At 47.4% G+C, this 21,160-nt stretch carries 20 protein-coding genes and 1 pseudogene; 10 read left to right on the top strand and 11 right to left on the bottom strand.

Annotated features, from left to right (window positions below):
• The first annotated feature begins 161 nt into the window (after positions 1–161).
• The 6 genes from EL309_RS09860 to guaA all read left to right on the top strand — a co-directional run bounded on the left by EL309_RS09860 (position 162) and on the right by guaA (position 3,669).
• Complete coding sequence (locus tag EL309_RS09860) at positions 162–365, top strand: cold-shock protein (RefSeq protein ID WP_002217533.1); 204 nt, start codon at positions 162–164, stop codon at positions 363–365.
• A 119-nt stretch (positions 366–484) separates the two neighbouring features.
• The gene (locus tag EL309_RS09855; protein ID WP_231987935.1) at positions 485–703 is read left to right on the top strand and encodes a branched-chain amino acid ABC transporter; all 219 of its coding nucleotides are present in this window, start codon (positions 485–487) and stop codon (positions 701–703) included.
• On the top strand, positions 687–908 hold the full coding sequence (locus EL309_RS09850) for a DUF1653 domain-containing protein (protein WP_004284979.1): 222 nt from the start codon (positions 687–689) through the stop codon (positions 906–908). The genes EL309_RS09855 and EL309_RS09850 overlap by 17 nt, the downstream gene beginning before the upstream one ends.
• A gap of 61 nt (positions 909–969) precedes the next feature.
• Positions 970–1,416, top strand: coding sequence for an SsrA-binding protein SmpB (gene smpB / locus EL309_RS09845; RefSeq protein WP_004284980.1), 447 nt, complete (start codon positions 970–972; stop codon positions 1,414–1,416).
• Between the two features lie 177 nt (positions 1,417–1,593).
• The gene (locus EL309_RS09840; protein ID WP_004284981.1) at positions 1,594–1,941 is read left to right on the top strand and encodes a hypothetical protein; all 348 of its coding nucleotides are present in this window, start codon (positions 1,594–1,596) and stop codon (positions 1,939–1,941) included.
• Between the two features lie 162 nt (positions 1,942–2,103).
• On the top strand, positions 2,104–3,669 hold the full coding sequence (guaA, locus tag EL309_RS09835) for a glutamine-hydrolyzing GMP synthase (protein ID WP_004284982.1): 1,566 nt from the start codon (positions 2,104–2,106) through the stop codon (positions 3,667–3,669).
• A gap of 194 nt (positions 3,670–3,863) precedes the next feature.
• Here the strand turns inward: guaA and EL309_RS09830 are convergent, their stop codons facing one another.
• The 4 genes from EL309_RS09830 to EL309_RS09815 all read right to left on the bottom strand — a co-directional run bounded on the left by EL309_RS09830 (position 3,864) and on the right by EL309_RS09815 (position 10,191).
• Positions 3,864–5,312, bottom strand: a complete 1,449-nt coding sequence (locus EL309_RS09830) for a surface lipoprotein assembly modifier (protein WP_004284983.1) — start codon at positions 5,310–5,312, stop codon at positions 3,864–3,866.
• 160 nt (positions 5,313–5,472) lie between these two features.
• Complete coding sequence (locus EL309_RS09825) at positions 5,473–7,521, bottom strand: transferrin-binding protein-like solute binding protein (protein ID WP_107860830.1); 2,049 nt, start codon at positions 7,519–7,521, stop codon at positions 5,473–5,475.
• 235 nt (positions 7,522–7,756) lie between these two features.
• On the bottom strand, positions 7,757–8,374 hold the full coding sequence (locus EL309_RS09820) for a 3'-5' exonuclease (protein WP_232014418.1): 618 nt from the start codon (positions 8,372–8,374) through the stop codon (positions 7,757–7,759).
• 11 nt (positions 8,375–8,385) lie between these two features.
• Complete coding sequence (locus EL309_RS09815) at positions 8,386–10,191, bottom strand: DUF294 nucleotidyltransferase-like domain-containing protein (RefSeq protein ID WP_004284986.1); 1,806 nt, start codon at positions 10,189–10,191, stop codon at positions 8,386–8,388.
• A gap of 458 nt (positions 10,192–10,649) precedes the next feature.
• Here EL309_RS09815 and EL309_RS09805 point away from each other — a divergent pair, with 458 nt between their 5' ends.
• Positions 10,650–11,060, top strand: a complete 411-nt coding sequence (locus EL309_RS09805) for a DUF4124 domain-containing protein (RefSeq protein WP_004284989.1) — start codon at positions 10,650–10,652, stop codon at positions 11,058–11,060.
• 162 nt (positions 11,061–11,222) lie between these two features.
• Here EL309_RS09805 and EL309_RS09795 read toward each other — a convergent pair.
• The 5 genes and pseudogenes from EL309_RS09795 to EL309_RS09775 all read right to left on the bottom strand — a co-directional run bounded on the left by EL309_RS09795 (position 11,223) and on the right by EL309_RS09775 (position 16,093).
• Positions 11,223–12,230 (bottom strand): annotated as a pseudogene (locus EL309_RS09795) (IS5 family transposase).
• 89 nt (positions 12,231–12,319) lie between these two features.
• Positions 12,320–13,039, bottom strand: a complete 720-nt coding sequence (locus EL309_RS09790) for an SDR family oxidoreductase (protein ID WP_004285001.1) — start codon at positions 13,037–13,039, stop codon at positions 12,320–12,322.
• A complete protein-coding gene (gene hpnE / locus EL309_RS09785) occupies positions 13,026–14,360 on the bottom strand; it encodes a hydroxysqualene dehydroxylase HpnE (RefSeq protein ID WP_004285002.1) in 1,335 nt (444 codons plus the stop codon). The genes EL309_RS09790 and hpnE overlap by 14 nt, the downstream gene beginning before the upstream one ends.
• Positions 14,357–15,205: a presqualene diphosphate synthase HpnD gene (gene hpnD / locus EL309_RS09780; RefSeq protein ID WP_004285003.1), complete on the bottom strand. Its 849-nt coding sequence runs from the start codon at positions 15,203–15,205 to the stop codon at positions 14,357–14,359. The genes hpnE and hpnD overlap by 4 nt, the downstream gene beginning before the upstream one ends.
• 159 nt (positions 15,206–15,364) lie before the next feature.
• Complete coding sequence (locus EL309_RS09775) at positions 15,365–16,093, bottom strand: YebC/PmpR family DNA-binding transcriptional regulator (RefSeq protein WP_004285004.1); 729 nt, start codon at positions 16,091–16,093, stop codon at positions 15,365–15,367.
• 320 nt (positions 16,094–16,413) lie between these two features.
• Here EL309_RS09775 and EL309_RS09770 point away from each other — a divergent pair, with 320 nt between their 5' ends.
• Positions 16,414–17,817, top strand: coding sequence for an alanine/glycine:cation symporter family protein (locus EL309_RS09770; protein WP_004285006.1), 1,404 nt, complete (start codon positions 16,414–16,416; stop codon positions 17,815–17,817).
• A 107-nt stretch (positions 17,818–17,924) separates the two neighbouring features.
• On the opposite strand, the gene EL309_RS09765 is transcribed toward EL309_RS09770, so the two are convergent.
• Complete coding sequence (locus EL309_RS09765) at positions 17,925–18,374, bottom strand: Rrf2 family transcriptional regulator (RefSeq protein WP_004285007.1); 450 nt, start codon at positions 18,372–18,374, stop codon at positions 17,925–17,927.
• A 139-nt stretch (positions 18,375–18,513) separates the two neighbouring features.
• On the opposite strand from EL309_RS09765, the gene EL309_RS09760 reads away from it, so the two are divergent.
• Both EL309_RS09760 and EL309_RS09755 read left to right on the top strand, forming a co-directional pair.
• On the top strand, positions 18,514–18,879 hold the full coding sequence (locus tag EL309_RS09760) for a hypothetical protein (protein ID WP_036494237.1): 366 nt from the start codon (positions 18,514–18,516) through the stop codon (positions 18,877–18,879).
• Between the two features lie 56 nt (positions 18,880–18,935).
• Positions 18,936–20,090, top strand: a complete 1,155-nt coding sequence (locus EL309_RS09755; RefSeq protein ID WP_004285009.1) for an NnrS family protein — start codon at positions 18,936–18,938, stop codon at positions 20,088–20,090.
• A 146-nt stretch (positions 20,091–20,236) separates the two neighbouring features.
• Here the strand turns inward: EL309_RS09755 and EL309_RS09750 are convergent, their stop codons facing one another.
• Entirely contained in the window at positions 20,237–21,121 is an 885-nt protein-coding gene (locus tag EL309_RS09750; protein ID WP_004285011.1) for a DMT family transporter, read from the bottom strand.
• Positions 21,122–21,160: the final 39 nt, after the last annotated feature.

Here is a 21,160-nt window from a genome sequence, read left to right as displayed (position 1 = left end):
TTACTTGACTACACTACTTAACAAAGGTAAAAAGTTAACTAAGCAGAGCTTGGCATGCACAAAAAAGCATAATTGTTTGGGAGGAACTCAAAACTTTTAGGTTTTCAGCGTTGCCTTATTTTGCTGGATTTTATTAATTTATTTTTAGTATAGGAAGTTCAATGGCAACCGGTATTGTTAAATGGTTTAACGACGCTAAAGGTTTTGGTTTTATCACTCCGGACGAAGGTGGCGAAGATTTGTTCGCACACTTCTCTGCGATCAACATGGAAGGCTTTAAAACCTTGAAAGAAGGCCAACGCGTTTCTTTCGACGTTACCACCGGCCCTAAAGGCAAACAAGCTGCTAACATTCAAGCTGCTTAATTATTTAAATATTGAGCCTTCAAGCAGGCACCAATAATATATGGCAGGTTTTCAAGCCTGCCATTTTTGTTTTTATTTTTGTCTTATACCACCCCGAATTCATCAGCATTATGAATGACATGAATGACGATTATCAAACCGCTTTAAAGCAACTCGACGAGCTGATGGTACACTTTCGCAGCAAAGGCAAAGCCAGCTGCGAGATTGCGGAACAGGAAGACATGCTGCTTATCCGTCTGGATACATTAAAATATCTGCTGAAACCCACAGATACCAAAGCCATCAACGATATCCGAAACTACTACAACAAACACATCAATCATGCCGAATCAGATTAAACCCGGTATTTACCGCCATTACAAAGGCAATCTCTACGAAGTTATCGGCTCTGCCACCCATTCAGAAACCGGCGAAAACATGGTGGTTTACCGAGCGTTATACGGCACATACGGATTATGGATACGTCCGGCGGCCATGTTTTCCGAAAACATCAAAATAGGTCAAACCATGCAACCCCGCTTTACCTGTATCCAAGCGTTTTAATTTTTCAGACGGCCTATCTCTGTTAGAATAAGCCGTCCGAACTTATCTCAAGCGAATTACCATGAGCATAGCAAATAATAAGAAAGCTTTTCACGACTATTTTATCGAAGACCAAATCGAAGCTGGATTGGTATTGGAAGGCTGGGAAGTCAAAGCCCTCCGCGCAGGTCGTGTGCAATTGAAAGAAAGCTATATCCACTGGAAAAAAGACGCTTTTTATTTGGTCGGCTGCCACATTACCGCCCTACCGACAGCTTCGACACACATCAAACCCGATGCCGTCCGCCAACGCAAACTGCTGCTTAACCAATCCGAAATCAATAAACTGATCGGAAAAACCGAGCGTGCCGGTTATACCATTGTTCCGCTCAATCTCCACTACAGCCGGGGCAAAATCAAAATGGACATCGGCCTAGCCAAAGGCAAAAAGCAGCACGACAAACGGCAAAGTATGAAAGAAGCCGATTGGAAGCGCGAAAAACAACGCCTGATGAAAAACGCGCGTTAAATAGCAGTAAAATTATTTATAGATTCGGCGCCCTGATAAAAAGTAATGATTTAAAAACAAAAGATTAATTCAAAGTCCCGTTTACATTCCCCGTTCAGCGCCAAGCTACAGCCTATCTTTCAGACGGCCTCAGTGTTTATAATCGTGGCCGCCTGAAAATATTTTGGAAAACCTAAAATGCCACAATCTTCACTTGTTCTCCCCCTGTTCCTGATTATCGGCGGTGCAGTTTGGTTTTTAAAGGCCACAGACATTCTGCCTGCCACGTCCACGCTTGTTGCTGTCGCACTGGCCGTTATCGGTCTGATTGTTTTGATTATGGACGGTATTAACAAGCAGTCTATTGTGGCCGGGCCGTTGCTCATCTACATCGGTGCGGCAATTTATATACGCGGCCAATACTTCTTAGGCTATTCTCCACTGATCGCCTTGGGTATGATTTTATTGGGCTGCTTACTATTACTCTCAAGAAGCAGCATCATCCCTTATAAACAGCACAAACATCTCAAACATCCACTCAATTGATTACCGTTTTTTTATGCAAAAATCTACAATACACGCATAAAAAATACACGCCATCAACACCTTCAATACAATATAAAAAGGCCGTCTGAAAAAATTCAGACGGCCTTTTTATGGTAAAATGGCGCCCATTATTTTTTCAATCTATTTTCAATAGAAACTGCCATGACCCAAGACAAAATCCTCATTCTCGATTTCGGCTCGCAAGTGACCCAACTCATCGCCCGCCGCGTGCGCGAAGCCCACGTTTACTGCGAACTGCATTCCTACGACATGCCTTTGGAAGACATCAAAGCTTTTGCGCCCAAAGGCATTATTCTTTCCGGCGGACCCAATTCCGTTTACGAATCCGATTATCAGGCCGACACCGGCATTTTCGACTTAGGCATTCCCGTACTCGGCATCTGCTACGGCATGCAGTTTATGGCGCATCATCTCGGCGGCGAAGTTTCCCCCGGCGACCAGCGCGAATTCGGTTACGCCCAAGTAAAAACCATCGACTGCGAACTCACCCGCGGCCTTTCAGACGGCCAACCCAACACGCTTGACGTGTGGATGAGCCACGGCGACAAAGTATCCAAGCTGCCCGAAGGCTTCTGCATCATCGGCGACACGCCAAGCTGCCCCGTGGCCATGATGGAAAATGCCGAAAAACAATTCTACGGCATCCAGTTCCACCCCGAAGTCACCCACACCAAACAAGGCCGCGCCTTGCTCAACCGCTTCGTGCTCGACATCTGCGGTGCACAACCCAGCTGGACCATGCCCAACTACATCGACGAAGCCGTGGCCAAAATCCGCGAGCAAGTAGGCAGCGACGAAGTGATTCTCGGCTTGTCCGGCGGTGTGGATTCTTCCGTAGCCGCCGCGTTGATTCACCGCGCCATCGGCGACCAACTTACCTGTGTATTCGTTGACCACGGTCTCCTGCGCCTGAACGAAGGCCAAATGGTGATGGACATGTTTGCCCGCAACTTAGGCGTCAACGTGATTCACGTGGATGCCACCGACGACTTCATGGGCAAACTCGCCGGCGTGACCGACCCCGAACAAAAACGCAAAATCATCGGCGCAGAATTCGTAGAAGTGTTCCAAACCGAAGCCGGCAAACGCCAAAACGCCAAATGGCTGGCACAAGGCACGATTTACCCCGACGTGATCGAAAGTGCCGGTGCCAAAACCAAAAAAGCCCATGCCATCAAGAGCCACCACAACGTAGGCGGCCTGCCTGAAACCCTCAACCTGAAGCTGCTCGAACCGCTGCGCGACCTGTTTAAGGACGAAGTGCGCGAACTCGGCGTAGCTCTCGGCCTGCCGCGCGAAATGGTGTACCGCCACCCCTTCCCCGGCCCCGGCTTGGGCGTGCGCATTCTTGGCGAAGTGAAAAAAGAATACGCCGACCTCCTGCGCCGTGCCGACGATATTTTCATCCAAGAGCTGCGCAACACCACCGACGAAAACGGCACTTCATGGTACGATCTTACCAGCCAAGCCTTTGCCGTGTTCCTGCCGGTAAAATCTGTCGGCGTCATGGGTGACGGCCGCACTTACGAATATGTGGTTGCGTTGCGCGCTGTCGTAACCAGCGACTTCATGACCGCACATTGGGCCGAACTGCCTTATTCGCTGCTGGGCAAAGTGTCCAACCGCATCATCAACGAAGTGCGCGGCATCAACCGCGTGGTGTACGACGTGAGCGGCAAACCGCCTGCCACGATTGAGTGGGAATAAAATAAAAAGAGGCCGTCTGAAATTTCAGACGGCCTTTTTGTAAAGATAATACTTTTTTCAAGTTTATTACTGTTTCACAAATCCAAAAGCCGGTGGCTACATTCAAAACAGAGTGATGAAAGCTGACGATACATAAAGGCCGTCTGAAAAAATCGTAATTTTTCAGACGGCCTCATACAAATCAGCATTCAAACTTAGAAGTTTTTATTCAACTGAATATAAACATTGCTTTTCTCATGACCGTAAAACGGATGGTTGCTCTTGGTTTTTTGCCATACGCCAACCAACTTCGGCGTTACACCTTTAAAACTCAAACGTTTATGGGAAACAGCCAAACTGGCGGAATATTCTTTGTCTTTACGGACCACTTGAAAAATATCTGCTGCTTCATAATTGCGAACGGCATATCCAAGCGACATAGATGTGGTTAAATGCTTCTGCCACTGCTGCGTCCAACCCACTCGGGCACCGCTGCGTCGGTAAGCATCCGAGCGGTCTTTAGCTTCTTTGCGCGCCCAATCCGCACCTAATGTCCAATATTGGCGGTTATTGGGAACAAACAGCCAAGTGGCTGATGCCGTATAGTTTTTACCGTCTAGATGCTTCCGTCTTTCATGACGCTGATCACCGGCTTCCGCCGCTACATACATTTTATGCTTGGGCGTTACCCAATACTGTGCAGCCGCACGCAAACCTTTTTCTTTGGAGTATTTTTCGGTGCCGTACCAACGTCTTTCAAAAAAAGGCTGTAAAGACGCTTCCAAACGTGCAGTTTGGTACACACCGCCAATTCCGGCGCGGACGGTCAAATCATCATATTTATGATTGTCCCAATAAAATTTGCCGTAACCGTCTAGCTCGGTTCTTAATGCATAATTATCGGCCAAACGCCAATTTTTACTGGCGCCGACATTGTAAGCGATACCTTGTGCGGATTCTGCTTTCGGCAAAGTCCAAGTGCCTTTGCCGTCTTTGATCTGCCTCTTCCCTGTTGCATTATTGATGTTGTTATCACGCACATAATTCGCATCGACATTAAATTGCCAGCTCTTGCGTTCGTCCAAAGCTTTCAAATAGTTGTCGGCCATATTGACAATTTGCTTGGGTGCATCCGGCAACTGCTTGATTTTTTGAAATTCTGCTTCCGCACTTTTATCCGCATGATTCTCAAACAATGCTTGAGCCAAAGCAATACGTGCAAACTGCAAATCTCCGTTTTGCTGTAACGCTTCGCGGTATTGCCGGATTGCCTGTTCATATTCCCCTTCCGAACGGGCGATCATGGCTTCCGAAATCTTCATTAACAGTTCGTCTTTCTTTTCGGGAAGCTGTTTATATAACGGCAACAGGACTTTAACGCCCTCCACATTGCTAAACAAAACTGATGAAATTAATGCACGCTTCAACAAATCCGGGCGCTGAAGCAGCTCTTCTTCGCTAATATCGATACTGGCCTGTTCCCGCTTTTTTTCCAAGCCTTCCGGTACGTTTGCAGGCCTATTAACCGGAGTTGTCACGTTAAAATGCCCTTCCGGTTCCACCGGTTTGGGCTGAGGCTTGACATCTTCGGCGTAAACAGGCAAAGCAAATACGGCCAATGATGCCGAAACTGCTATTTTGCGAATAAGAGATGAAGAAAACATATCCGATCCTATTGTTATATATTGTGAATAGTGAGTCCGTAATCATACCGATAAGATGATTTTACATACCACTTATCAAATGAAACACTATTGTAAACCATAAAAAGGCCGTCTGAAATTAATTTTCAAACGGCCTTGATTGTTACCAAGTTAACCGAATTTATCTTTTTCTTGGATCAACTTGTGTTGTACCGAATACGCCCTTGCTGTTGTGGTATTCAGGATTCTTATAGGTTGTTCCAACATTGTATACACCACCCATATCCTGACCGAGACCACCAAAGAATCCGCCTTTGGTGCTTACACCACCGCTATTGCTACTGAATGTATTACCGGTAATGGTGGCTGAAAATGACAACGCACTATCATATGGACGATTTGTGCCTAACACATTACCAGCCGGCTTCAGAGTCACATCAACAGTCTTCTTACCAAAATTGACTTTGGCTTTTACGCCGTTAACACGCGAATAAGCATTGTTACTATCAACATGCACGGCATATCCCTCATAAGCATAATCTTTATCGCTTGCAGGAGGCATATAACGGCTTGGCTGACCTTGTACAAATAGATGGTTGGTTCCTTCTAATTGATAAACGCCAAAGCGCATGGCTTTAAAGCCCTCTGAATGGAAACTATCAGTTGTAGAACCAACTAAACCTTTACCGTCTTTAGTTTCGTCATATACTCCGCCATCTCGCTTCAAATCTTTAGCATTAAACGCTCTCATGCTAATACCGTTTAACAAATCCTGACCGCTAGCCAATAGAGGAATAATATGTCCATTTAACTTCAGCTCTCTAAAGCTGTCAGCTTCTTTACCTTCTGGACGTACTGCACTGAATTTGCCTTCTTTACCTACAGTTAAAATAACACCATTGGTAACATATGTACTGGGATCGTAATAGCTTGTGATACCTGATTTCATGTAACCAGGTCTAGACTTATCATCTTGAACAAAGCCGTTTTTCATTGCTTCTTCAAATGCACCTGAAACAGAAACAGGCGGAACAGGTTCACTTGAAGGCGGCGTAGGAACAACAACCGGCGGCTGTGGTTTAGGCTCTTCAGGTTCAGATACAGGCGGTTTAGGCTCTTCAGGAACCGCAGGCGGGGCAACCTGAGCATTGAATTCTTCATATGCCGCCTGTTTTTTAGAAGCATAAGAACCATGGTAACCTGCAAACTCACCCTCGGTTCTTTGGAAAACGCCACCGGCATATCCTGCTTCATCTCTCCATCCTGCCCGAAAGAATCCGCCTCGGTGTTTTACTCCTCCATCTGCGCCGCTAAAGGTATTGCCGTTAATTTTTCCTGAAAAATCAAAAGCAGCATGATTGTTGCTCGGCGTAATGCGGATATTCACATTTTTAGTATCCCCAAAATCTACGTTTACATGTGACAGCGCCGGCACGTAATTACCTGATTTTCCATAAACCGCACCGCCTTTAAAAGTGAACTTGCCTTCTTTAGGCATATTACCATAAGAACCTTTAGGCTCACCATGTACAAACAACGTACTCTTGCCTTGATCTTGATAAACACCGTAACGAACATGGTCCTCACCCACAGTGCCAAAAAGACCTTTGCCCGTACCTTCTTCTACTTGGAAATTTTTCACAATCTGAATATCTTTATTTTTTTCATCATCAGAAGTAGAAAAAGAATACTTATCAAATTTATGAACCGCTTTACTGTCAATCTCCAGCTTATGCGGTTCTGTATCATATTGATCTGCCAAAGCTGAAGTGCCTGAAGACAGAACCTTACCTGATTTATCTTCATAGGTAACCGATGCACCATTTCTTACACCTGATTGCATCAAACCGTCTGTATCGGCTTTAAATGTCGCACTGAAATCAACTGATGCCGGATCAGCTTGTTCAACAGTCACATCACCGCTTCCGCTATCTTCGGTGTTGCTGCCGCTGCCTTCGGTGTTGCTGCCGCTGCCCTCGGTATTGCTGCCGCTGCCCTCGGTATTGCTGCCGCTGCCCTCGGTATTGCTGCCGCTGCCTTCGGTGCTGCTGCCACTGCCGCTACTACTTCCATTTCCAGACTGCGAACCACCCGTACCGCCACCTGTTGCAGCACCTTTTCCTGGAGTATCTTGAGCCAACGGATTAGCAGGAGCAGAGCCTCCGCTTGAACATGCTGACAATGCTAATGAGCATGCAACAACAATCATGCTTAATTTAAACTTATCCATAATTAACCATCTCCTTAAAACTTTTAATTTATTTTTAATTAAAAATAAAAACTTTAGCATTTTTACATTTAAATAAATGAGAATAGTTTATATTCAAAAAATTTAAAAATCAATACATATTATTTTTATTAATTTACTATGTATAAAATAATTTAAAATATAATCAATAAATTAAAAATAAAACCAGCCGATACTTGCGCAGTATCGGCTGATTTTTTACCTGATGAATGTAAAATTATTTCCTGCTTCTCGCCATCAAAGCCAAATACATCATGGCAACATTAATAGAATCGTTTAATGCATCATGCCTCGGCAAGTCGGGAATCCCGAGTTTTTTGATCATAGGCGCCATTCTCATGTCAACGTAGCTGTCATAAAAACGCTTATTTACTTCTTGCCTGTAATAAATACTGGAAACTTCGATTTGCTTATTCGGCAATCTGATGCCCAACATGGGTTTGAGGAATTTGTTGACCATTGCCACATCGTATTCTAAAAAATAACCGATAACCGGTCTTCCGCCAACAAACTCCAAAAACTGCTTTAATGCTTCTTCAATCGGAATACCGCCACTTAAATCTTTGGGCCGCAATCCGTGAATAGTGACATTCGCAGCTTCCATCATGCCTTCGGGCTTAACCAAAACATAAAACGATTCACTGGTCAAAATTTGGTTTCCGCGCAACTTCACTGCGCCTATTGAAATAATTTCAGCTTCTTTAACATCCAAACTGGTCGTTTCACAATCAAAGCTGACAAATTCGTCAGGATGCTCCTCAAATAAAAAATCGTAATGCTTATCGGTCAACTTCTTACGCTCGCTACGGCGCTTTAAATTCTCCCAAATACTCATATTCATACCCCTTAAGCATTCAGGTGGAAATGGTGGCGCACGACATTTTTAAAGCGTTTGACAACTTGCAAAGCATCTTTCAAAAGATCCCGTTCCAAAGTGCTCAAACTGTAAATATCTACTTGGTTCGGCTCGCTAACCTGACCATTATGCATAGACAGCAAACCGGCTTTTAACCGCATTTCCATCAAATAGCGTTGGGCTTCCGCTACATCTTTACCCAGTTGTTCGTCCAATATATTCAACTGCACCAATTTCTGAATACGCTCAAATGTATTGGTCTCGTCCAGACGCGCTTCCAATGCCAACGCTCGTACACCGTGCACAACCGGGAACAGGCCCATTTTCTTAATATCCATTTTTTGGGCAGACTCGCGACGGATAAGCTGAGAGAAAAAGCCCTGGCCATGCACATCGAATTGTTCGATGGCGCGGGCAAAAGTCATCAGCATTCCTGCGTCGTTGCTTAAATGTTTTTTCAGATGGCCTTTGACTTCCTCCAATAACGATGAGTCTCCTGCCACAGATTTTGCATCTATGAAAATAGCCAAATTCATCATGGCAGCCGGGCTTGGCTCAAAACACCAGCGGCTGACCATTTTTTTAAATTCAGGTAAAGTCTTGCGCCATTCCGGATTATTCACCATGATTTTACCCTTGCAAGGCGGATAGCCAAGCTCGGCCAATACTTCGGAAAAACGCTCCGCCGCCTCGGCTGCCGTCTGAATATCGACGCCTTCTCTTAAAATCAAAGCATTATCTTGGTCAGTTTTTAAAACCTGTTCACCACGGCCTTCCGAACCCATCACAATCAGACAGGATTGCTCATAAATCTCTGGCGGCACAATCATACGCCAGGCTTTTTCAAACAGGCTGCTGTTTAACACCTGCATCAATTGCGCAAGCTGGGCGGCCCGAACGCCATTTTTGCGGAGCACTTTAATCGATTCGGTCATCTGCAAAGCAATACCGACCAACTCATCGACACTCTTCGCCCGTTCCAAACGCTGTGCAACCAAATGGCTGTGGTTAGAAACATAAGCCAAAACATCGATTTGCTCCAATGCTCCGACTACCTTGCCATTTTCCTCAACAACTACCCTTTGAATATTAAACTGCGTCATTCTCAAAAGCGCGTTAAAAATAAAATCATCGCTCTCGATAGAAATCAAATCAAATGTCGACCATTTATGAGCAGGTTCATCCGAAGAAGCACCGGCAATTACAATATTTCTGAAAACAGATTCGGTAAACAGGCCGACTTTACCTTCATGATTAACCAATAAAGACTTCGCCTTAGCCTCTCTCATCAACTGCGCCGCCTCCAAAATTGTGGCACCGCCCTCCAACCACAACGTATTATTCCGGCAGGCATCTTTCACTTTTGCCGTAAACAGGCTGGCAAACTCGTCTTCATTTTTGTTTTCCGACAAACTGGCAAATTTCTCGGCTACGGAAGCATAAAAATAAGCACCGAACTGCGGATTGGATTCCACGATCTGCATCACCGCCACTTTGGGAATCGTATAAACCAAAGCCTGTTCCGCAACAATAAACTGATGTTGGCTGACCCCCTCCGCCAAAGCACGGGTATCAAACGTATCCCGCGCATGATAAAGTGCAACCACTTCGCCTTCCGCTCCGATTTCTTTAACCAAGCCCTTAATAATCACATATAAATGCTCGATAGGCTGCTGCGGCTTGATGATGACCTCTTCGTCATCAAAAAATGTGATATTGACCGAACTTTGCAGAATCTGGCGCTGACTCGGATTCAAGCTGTCATACGGTGCATAACTAAAATCAAAGCGGTCCATCCTATTTCTCCTAAAATGGTTGTGGTTTTATCCGATTATGCCATGACTGTTGTTAAAAAAGCAGCATTCCAAACAAATAATCAAATAGATATCAATAAAGAAATTTTTACAATAAAACTATCTATTTGCGTCGACAGCTGCTTTTATAGTACGCTTATCAAATATAACTCATTCAAACAACCGTATTGAGACTCCACATCCGGGTAAAAATTTATGGAACCCGAAAAAATATATTATGCGGCCGTTATTTTAATTTCCGCCGTTTCCATCTTACTCAGCCCGTTTTTCTATGTACGGCGGATATCATCGGCTAAAAACCGGAAAGCGGATAAGAAAGATTGGAAAATCATTTTAGCCAGCAATATCCTTATCGCCGTCATTCTGATTGCCGTTTGGTATTTTTGGCTGAATTAAACGAAACTTTCTTACTCAAACACATATTTATTTAGCGACTTATCATGCAAAAAATCTCTCTGCTTGCTCTCGCCCTGCTTGCTGCATCATTCGCTCAGGCAGTTTCCGTTTACGAATGCACAGTTAACGGTAATCGCGTTTACACCCAAAACCCAAGTGCAAACTGTAAAAAATCCGACTTGGGCAAACCATCGGGTTATACCTCCGCACCGGTTCAGTACACCCCTCCGGCAGCCAAGACTAACGCCGGCACCGACAAAGACCGTTCGGAAACCGAAGCCAAACAAAAATTGGATCAAGCCAAACAGGCCTTGGAAGACGGTAAAAACGTACGCTTAGGCAACGAGCGCAACTACAGCAAATACCAAGAGCGTATCCGCAGTTTGGAACAAAACGTAGAGGCTGCAGAAAAAGCCCTGAAGGACAAAGATACTTCCATACCGCTTCCTCAATAAATACAGAAAGGCCGTCTGAAAATTCAGACGGCCTGAGACCTTTGCAAAATAGCCCCTTTACCCAACAGCCGAAACCCAAACACAGGATTTCGGCTGTTTTCCGTTCTAAATATCCCCTTTATTCCCCTCAAATACCCGATAATCGGGTATCTGAGCTGCCTTTCAGATGGCAACAGACACACCTATCCTGTTGGCCGCCTTCAACAGGTTCACACACATCGCCTTCAGGTGGCTTTGCGCCCTCACTTTGCCCAACCCGAAATAGGCTGCCCGTCCATAGCGGAATTTGCGGTGCAACGTACCAAAGCTTTGTTCCACCACATAGCGCACTTTCGCCAGCCGGCCGTTGCGGATTTTTTGCTCTTGGCTTAACGGGCAGCCACGGTGTGCTTTTTTGCATGATGCCGTCCCGCAACTGATGTTCTTCCAGATGTTGCCGGTTTTCCATACTGTCGTAGCCTTTATCGGCATAGACAGTCGTGCCTTTGGCTAGGCCTTCCAACAAAGGCAGCAGGTGTTTGCACTCATGGGCATTGGCGGCAGTGATGTGCAGTTTCTCAATATAGCCTTCCGCATCGGTACGGGTATGTTGTTTGTAACCCAGTCTGTATCGGCCGTCTTTCTTTACCCAACGGGCATCGCTGTCTTTACTCGGTGTGGTTTGGCTGTTGACCTTCCCTTCGTCATCCACTTCTATGGCCTGACGCTGTTTGCCGCCGGCCGTCTGAATAATGGTAGCGTCAACGATGGCGGCGGATGCTTTCTCTACTTTTAAACCCTTGTCAGTCAGTTGGCGGTTAATCAGATCCAGTAATTCGGCCAAGGTGTTGTCTTGCGCCGGCCGGTTGCGGTAACGGCATAAGGTGCTGTGATCGGGGATGCTCAGTTCGTCAAAACGGCAAAACAGATGGAAATCGATGCGGGTAATGAGGCTGTGTTCGAGTTCGGGATCGGAAAGGCTGTGCCATTGGCCGAGTAAAACGGCTTTGAACATGGACAGCAGGGGATAAGCTGGACGACCGCGGTGGTCTCGAAGGTAACGGGTTCTTTGATGGTTGAGGTAATGCTCGATCGGTTGCCAATCAATCACCTGCTCCAACTTCAACAGGGGGAAGCGGCCGATGTGTTTGCAATCATAGCTTGGGCGGTTTGCTGAAAGAAGGTGCTCATGAAAAATCCCCTAAATGTCTTGGGAGGGAATTTAGGGGATTGTGGGGAATTTTGCAAAGGTCTCGGCCTTTTTCAATCCTTAATCGGTTTTACAGATAAACAATCTCGCCGCTTCTGCCTTTGCTCTCAGTGCTTGACCACCAAATAAAATGCGGCATGATGTCTGCGTATTCCTTACGCTCGTTACGTGCCTCACCCGGATGGGTTTTCATCCGTTGCGGCGAGTTAACCGATCCCGGCACCAACACATTGGCACGCAGGTTCGGGAAACGCTCCCACTCGTCTGCCGCCACTTGGCATAAATAATTCAACGCTGCTTTGGAAGCCCCGAAGCCGCCCCAATAAGCTTGAGGTTTTTCGCCGTGAGTCTCGCCGACAAAGATAACCGAAGCATCCGAAGACTCTTTCAGCAAGGGCAGGAACGCACGGGTCAAGCCCATAGGCGCAACCGTGTTGATGCGGTATTGGTTGACCCATTCGGCAACGGTTTGAAAATCCAAAGGCGACAAAGCATAAAAATAGCTGGCACAATGCACGATACCGTCCAACTTATTGCCGGTTGCTTCTGCAACGGTAACGGCAAACCGGCCAAACTCGGCTTCTTCCGCAGTTAACAAGTCAAAACAGATGGCAAACGGCTCGGGATAGCCTGCGGCGACAATATCGTCGTAAACTTTTTCCAGTTTCTTCTGATGACGCGCAACCAAAATCACCGTTGCACCTTCCGAAGCGTAGGCTTTGGCAACCTGTTCGCCGATACCTTGCGAAGCACCGGTTACTAAAATAATTTTGCCTTCAAGTCGGCCCATATTCTTTCCTTTTTTGATTGGCTAATTCTGTAAGACATAAATCTGCTGCGGTAAAGCCGGATTGTACCGCAGCTTCCAATGTTGCCGGATAGCGAGGGTGCAGATAATCGCCGGCCGGATAAATATTCTGATGATGAAGCCATGTCGTATCGGGCAAACACCGGTCAACGGTAGCGGCGATGGTTGCCCTTTTTTCCGTCATCACTTTGGCTGCCGACGGTTTGCTCAAATGCGGACAAATTTTTTTAATGTCTGCATCAATCTTATCAATCCACTCGTCTCGGGTTAAATCGCCGAAACCGTCCGACACGCTGATCACCGCCACCATTTCCCGATCGGACAAGCCTAAAGCCCGCCGGTCAAACAGCCATTGCGCCGTACCGTTTTTTACACCCGTCATCGGAGCCGGTAAAGAAACGGCTTCCGGATAACGTAAATAAACCGTCGTAATCGCATGATACTTCATCGAGCGGTAGGCCGTCTGAATATTATCCGGAGTTTCAGACGGCATCAATGCCGCCGCATGATAAGGAGCTACCGCCAAAATAACGGCATCAAAAGGTTCTCCGTCGACAGCTACCTTGCCGTCGGGCAGGCATTCCAAGCCGTTCACCCTGTTTTCCAAACGGATATTCGCACCGCGTCTGCGCAGATACGAACAGGCAGGCTCGGCCAACACACTGCTTAAATCGCGCTTGGGCAGCAGATAATCGCTGTCCTGCTTTTCCGCCCAAACGCCGTCATGCAAAACATGATACAGGGTTTTCAAACCGGCTTGCTCCAAAGGCGTATTCAATGCACCGTAAACCAAAGGCTGCCAAAATTCGATTTGCAGCTTATGGGATACACGGTTTTGTTGCAGCCACGCGGCAACGTCAATATCGGCCGCATCAGATTGACCGTATTTCTTCAAAACGCGCATGCTTTTCAGCAAAGCCATTTTTTCCGAAAAAGCCAAGTTTTTCGCACGCAACACGCCCAACAGCAAATGCCAGGGCTTGGGTAACGAGGCCGTCTGAAAATTCATGCCTTCCGCCATATACCATGTCAGGGGCATGCGGCGGAATACTTCTTTTTCATCTACGCCGATTTGGCGCATTATTCCCAACACCCCGTGATAAGCGCCGAGCAGAATATGTTGGCCGTTATCTAAAAAACTGAGTACACCGCTGCTGTCAACCCGTCTCGCCCTGCCACCTGCCCTGCGTCCTGCTTCAAAAACCGTCACATCGGCACGGCGTGCCAATTGAACGGCTGCGGACAAACCTGCCCAACCCGCGCCGACAACGGCAATTTTAAAACGGGTTTCGCTCGGCTTCATAATTTCAACCCCAGCAACCAGATTTTCAAAGCAATCCGCTTTTTCCGCGGAGTGGGAATGGCAATTTTATATTTCAATACATTTCCAGCGCCGTCCGCCTCAATCTCTTTCAGCAGCGCATAATAGATACCGGCCATAATCAAACCGACTTTCTGCGTTTTTTTGTCTTCGGCAGGCAACAAAGCCAAAGCTTCGGCATAAGCCTGTTTCGCACGCGCTATCTGAAAGGCCATCAATTGTGCAAATTCAGCATTCGGCTCGCCCTGCATAATTACCCTGGCGGGAACATTGAAACGCTCCAATTCTTCCGTCGGCAGATAAATCCGCCCTTTTCTCGCATCTTCGCCGACATCGCGGATAATATTGGTTAACTGGAGTGCCAAACCCATTTTTTCCGCATAAACCAAAGTTTCAGGCCGTCTGAAACCGAGAATACGCGCAATCAGACGCCCTACCACACCGGCCACGCAATAGCAATAACGTAACAGCTCTTCAAAACGCCCGTAACGCGCTTTTTCCAAATCCATCTGCATACCGTTAATGATGTCGTCCAGCTCTTCTTTAGGAAGCGCATAATCGGCCGCCACGCTTTTCAATGCTTGGCAAACCGGATGTTCCGGCATTTCCTCACCAAACACTTTTTGCAAATCCATGCGCCACCAGTTCAAGGTTGTTTGCGCAACCGCCGCTTCCGAACACTCATCAACCACATCGTCCAATTCCCTGCAAAAAGCATACAGCACGGTTACGGCATCCTGTTTGGCCTGGGGCAGAAAACGAAAACCCGCCAGAAAGCTCGATTTGCTCTCGGCGGCTTTATAACGGCAATATTCAAGTGGTTGCACAACGTGTCCTGAGTAATGTATATGATATGGGTCTAATTGTAACGGTATTTTGAGTTACCAACAAACCCAATCCCGATATTTCAGGGGTATAAAAATATCCCTGCCGGCGCGGTTTTATCCGTTGCGGCAGGGACCGTTTTACTACAGGCCGTCTGAAAATCAATCCAGATTCAGCACGGCGGAAGTATAAACGTCTTGAACGTCGTCCAAATCTTCCAAAGCGTCAATCAACTTCTGCATTTTTTCGGCATCTTCACCACTCAACTCGGTTTCGTTTTGCGCGCGCATGGTTACATCGCCGTCTTCGGATTTAAAGCCTGCCTCTTCCAAAGCACTCTTGATGCCTGCCCAATCGTTCGGCGCGGTAATCACTTCCAAAGAACCGTCGTCATTGGTTACCACATCTTCCGCACCGGCTTCCAATGCCGCTTCCATCAACGCATCTTCATCCACACCCGGCGCAAACAGCAGATAGCCTTGATGCACGAAGTTAAATGCCACACAGCCGTCCGTACCTAAGTTGCCGCCGTTTTTATTGAATGCATGACGTACATCGGCAACGGTACGGGTTTTGTTGTCGGTCAGGCAATCCACCATCAGCGCCGCACCGCCAATACCGTAGCCTTCATAACGCAATTCGATGTATTCCACGCCCTCCAGATTGCCTGTGCCTTTGTCGATAGCGCGTTGGATATTGTCTTTCGGCATATTGTTGTCGAAAGCTTTGTCCATCGCCAAACGCAGACGCGGATTGGAAGCGGGATCGCCGCCGCCCATTTTGGCCGCAACGGTAATTTCTTTAATCAAACGGGTAAAAATCTTACCGCGTTTGGCATCCTGACGTTCTTTTTTGTGGCGGATATTCGCCCATTTACTATGACCTGCCATGTATTTTCCTTACTTACGCACCGCCCGGTAATACGGGTAGTCAATCAATATAAAGCGCGATTTTACCATAAGAAAAGCCGCCTTAAAAAGTATGCCCCTGCTGCTTTCCGAGTCTGAAAAAGCCTTACTCTATTAACATTTAATTGAAATTTTGTTACCATTCAACGTTAAAATTACTGTATCAAACGTATAATTCTGTAACTAAATTAGCATTCAATACCATTTCGGACATCAAAAATGGGAGCAAGCAGATTTTCAGGCCGTCTGAATTTCAACAAGTTGAAATTTCAAAACCCGCTTTTCAATAAAAGGACAACGCTATGGACACCATGCTGACCAATGCCGTCGGCATTATCAATACGGTTTTGTGGGATTATCTGCTGATTTACGCCCTGCTCGGCATGGGACTGTTTTTCAGTTTTTATCTCGGCTTACCGCAAATCACCAAATTCGGTACGGCTTTACGCACTGTATTCGGCGGACTGTTTCAAAAGAACAGGCCGTCTGAAAAAAACGGGCAATCGCTATCGCAATTCCAAGCGCTGGCCGTTGCCGTATCCGCCCAAATCGGTACAGGCAACGTAGCCGGCGTCGCTACCGCCATTACGGCCGGCGGGCCGGGGGCGGTTTTTTGGATGTGGCTGTCGGCGCTGTTGGGCATGGGTACGATTTTTTCCGAAGCGGTTTTGGCACAAAAATACCGCGTAAACGTTAACGGCAAATACGTCGGCGGCCCGGCTTTTTATATTACTTACGGCTTATCCGGTAAAATCGGCGGCAAACCTGCACGGATACTGGCCGGTGTATTTGCCGTCGCGATTATTCTTGCACTCGGCTTTATCGGCAATGCCACGCAATCAAATTCGATTGCTTCCGCGGCAACGGTTGCTTTTGCGGTCGAGCCTTTGTGGGTAGGCTTGGCAGTGGCGGCTTTAGCCGGTCTGATTATTGTCGGCGGCATCAACCGGATTGCGGCGGTTACCCAGTTTGTCGTACCGTTTATGGCCGTACTTTATATTTTGTGTGCCGTCATTATTTTATGGCAGTTTTCCGAACAGATTATTCCGACTTTGGAACACATTTTCATTGCCGCTTTCAACCCTGCTGCATTGGGCGGCGGACTGGCCGGTATCGGCATGAAAGAAGCCGTCCGCTTCGGTGTTGCCCGCGGCCTGTTTTCCAATGAAGCAGGCATGGGCTCGACGCCGCATGCCCACGCCGCAGCCGATGTCAAACATCCGGTTCAACAGGGCATGGCTGCTTTTATCGGTGTGTTTATCGACACGATTTTAGTCTGCACGGCCACTGCTTTGATTATTTTGCTGACCAAAGCCGATTCGCTCGGCCTGCAAGGCGCGGCAGTTACTCAGGAAGCGTTCAATATTGCGTTCGGCACCACAGGGCAGAAACTGCTCGCCGTATGCCTGACTTTTTTCGCTTTTACCACCATCATCGGCTGGTATTACTTTGGAGAATCAAACATCCGCTACCTGTTCAAAGGCAGATATCTGGGCGTTTACCGCCTGATGGTGTTGACGGCGATTGTATTGGGCACGCTCGGAAAAGTGGATTTCGTATGGAGTTTGTCGGATATGTTTAACGGCTTTATGGTTATACCGAACTTAATTGCGTTGTTTTTACTGCGCCGCGAAGTTCGCGAGATCTTTGACGATTATCTGAAGCAGAAAAAATCGGGCAGACCTTTGTCTTACCCGTATCAGTAACAACCTGATTCAATATATATATTACCTGATTCAATATATATATTAAAGGCTGTCTGAAAATTCAGCTGATTTTTCAGACGGCCTTGATTATATATTCCAATCCGATATCAAACCTGCTCTTCTTCCACAACCACTTTGGGCGTATACAGCAAATCGTAGGTCGGCTTATTAACCAAATCTTCCAAAGTAAAACTGTCGAGATAATTTAAAAACGCCTTAATGCTGCCGCTCAATACGCCGGCCAAACGGCAATTTTGCGTAATCAGGCATTTGTCGTCTTCCGACATACACTCGACCAACTTCATCGGCTCCATATAACGCACCACCGCCCCCACGCTGATTTGACGCGCCGGTTTTCCCAAGCGCAAACCACCGCCTTTACCGCGGATACTCTCTACAAAACCGCCTTTTACCAACGCCGTTACCACTTTCATCAGATGACTTTTGGAAATTTTATACGCATCGGCAATTTCGCTGATATTGACCAAGGCATCATCGTTAATCGCCATATAAATCAATACCCGCAAACCATAATCCGTATGTTGGGTCAGATACATAACACACTTCACCTACGTTTTTTAAAATTATTTCAGCGGGTTAAACAAAAACAGACAGACTGTTTGACTTCATACCGCCATAAGTTTCATAATATATGAAACTTTAAAAACCGACTACCCTGACATTATTATTTTAATCATGAAACCGCTGAAAAGACACCCCGTACTTCAAGAGCGTTCACGCGAACACCATCATTCGCTCGCCCTATGCGTACGCATATTGAGAACGCCGTCTGAAAGTCACCAAGACGACATCGAAGCCCATATTCCCGATTTATTGAAACACTTTGAAAGCGAAGAAGAGCAGTTTGACGGCATTTGGCACCTGCTCGATCCCAAGCTGCAACAGCGTTTCGAATCCGACCACCGAAAACTGCGCGAAATGGCGGCCTCTCCCGAGCACGGCAACAGCGCATGGAATACCGAATTTGCCCAAACATTGCGGGACCACGTCCGCTTTGAAGAACGCGAACTGTTTCCGGCTGCACAGGCATTATTGGACTGACTGGACGCCCGCTTCTCCTTACCCTACCCCACCCATAAAGCGCAAAAGGAACCATTATGACTACGCTGTTCAAGCAGCCCGTTTGGGCATTCGCCTTCCGGCCGCTCTATCTGCTTGCCGCACTCTACGGAGCGCTGTCCATTTTACTTTGGGGCTTCGGCTATCAAGGTACAGCAGCCCTTCCTTCCTTTTACTGGCATGCCCACGAAATGATTTGGGGCTATGCCGGTGCCGTTATCGTTGCCTTTCTGCTGACCGCAGTAGCCACATGGACACAACAGCCGCCGACACGCGGCGCTGCCCTCGCCGGGTTGGCGGCATTATGGCTTGTTGCACGCATAACCGTTTTCTTTTCAGGCTACACCGTCATCAGCGGCATAGCCGGCACATTATTTTTCTGGGCTGCATCAGTCTGTATGGCCATTCCGGTTATCCGCAGCAAAAACAGCCGTAACTATATTGCCGTTGCCGCCCTGTTCCTATTCGGCTTGACCCATGCCGTCTTCCATCTCTTCCTATACCCGTTCCAAGCCGCAGAACTGCTAAACGGCTTATTTTCGGGGCTCATTATGGTTGCCGGATTTATCGGCTTGGTCGGTATGCGCATTATGCCTTTCTTCACGGCCAAACGTTTGAATATCCCCCAAGTCGGCAGCCCGATGTGGGTGGCGCTGTCGGCATTGGTTTTACCCATGCTGACTGCCGTCTTAACCATGCTGCACACTGCCCCGACCATTGCCGCGCTTGCCGCACTGGCCGCAGGCATCATCAACTTTATTCAGATTTTCCGTTGGTGGCACCGCGGCGTATTGCGCGAACCCATGCTGTGGGTACTGTTTGCCGGTTACGGCTTCACGGCCGCCGGACTTACCGTTTTCGGTTTCGCACAATGGATGCCCGCTTATATGAGCCTCGGCGTACATCTAATCGGCGTCGGCGGTATCGGTCTGCTTACCGTGGGCATGATGGCCCGAACCGCACTCGGACACACCGGCCGTACTATCTACCCCGCTCCCAAAACCATGCCGCCAGCATTTCTACTGATGCTCGCCGCCACACTGGTACGCGCTTTGGCCGCATTCACAAGCGGAACCGCTTATACGCACAGCATCCGTTTGTCGGCCGCTTTATTTGCCGTTTCACTGCTGCTTTACGCTTGGCGTTACGCCCCTTGGCTGCTCTCCGCACGCGCGGACGGCAAACCCGGTTGATTGGATTTGCTGATAAAAATTCAGACGGCCTTACCGTTAAACACCAGCCGAATCCCATTCCAAACCGATAAGCGCAAATAAAAAACACTTGGCTTTCCATGCCAAGTGTTTTTTATACATTTCCGAGACCGGCCCTGCTTCAGCGTTTATATACCGAACACCCGAAACAACGGCGCTATACTGCTCCAATAAAACAGGCAAATAATCGCACAAACCGCGATCACAATTCCTGCCGCATTGATCGTGCTGACTTTTTCCTTAAATACAGCCGCTCCCACCAGCGTACCCAACACAATCACACCGATATTCATCCCGGCAAACACCAGAGTCGGATTTTCACTCATAGCCCGATGTGCCCAAATATAAGTCAGAATATTGGCAAAATTGAGCGCACCCAACACCACGCCGCCCAACACACCGGCCATATTCCACTTGCTGCCTTTGTAAAACAGATAACCGAACATCAACACGGCCGACAAACAAAACGCCACCAACAAACTTCCCGACAACGCCGAACCGCTTTTGGCCAACTGCTTAAACAGAATATCGATCACGCCGTAACCCAGCCACACGCCCAGCAGCAAACCGGCTTCCTTGATCAGACTGTCCGACTTTTTTCCACCGCCTTCTTTCCACAACAAACAAAACAAAGCAACAAAAGCCAAAGCAATTCCGATAATGCGCCCCTGCGTCAGCGTTTCACCGAAAATCAGAAAAGAAGCGGTAATCGGTAAAAACAGCGACAACCGCTGCGCCGCATCAGACTTCACAATCCCGGCCTGAGCCACCGCCCGTCCCATAACCACAAACACCGAAGGCAGCAAAACACCCAAAGCCGCAAACACCCACCAAGTCGGCAGCAATTTCTGCCACGCCCCCAAATCAGGCTTCAAAACCAACATACACAGCGCGATCGCCACAATATAATTCACACCGACCGCCTGCTCGATATCGATTTTCTTACTGCGCGCAACCTTCAGCAACACCGATACCGAAACGCTGCACAAAATACTGATCATTAAATAAATCATAAATCCAACATCCTTATTATTTCAGACGGCCTATGCAAC

Source organism: Neisseria weaveri, from assembly GCF_900638685.1.
Taxonomy (GTDB): Bacteria; Pseudomonadota; Gammaproteobacteria; order Burkholderiales; family Neisseriaceae; genus Neisseria; species Neisseria weaveri.
The sequence above is the reverse complement of the archived record's forward strand: the minus strand, read 5'-3'. Positions and strand labels throughout refer to the sequence as shown.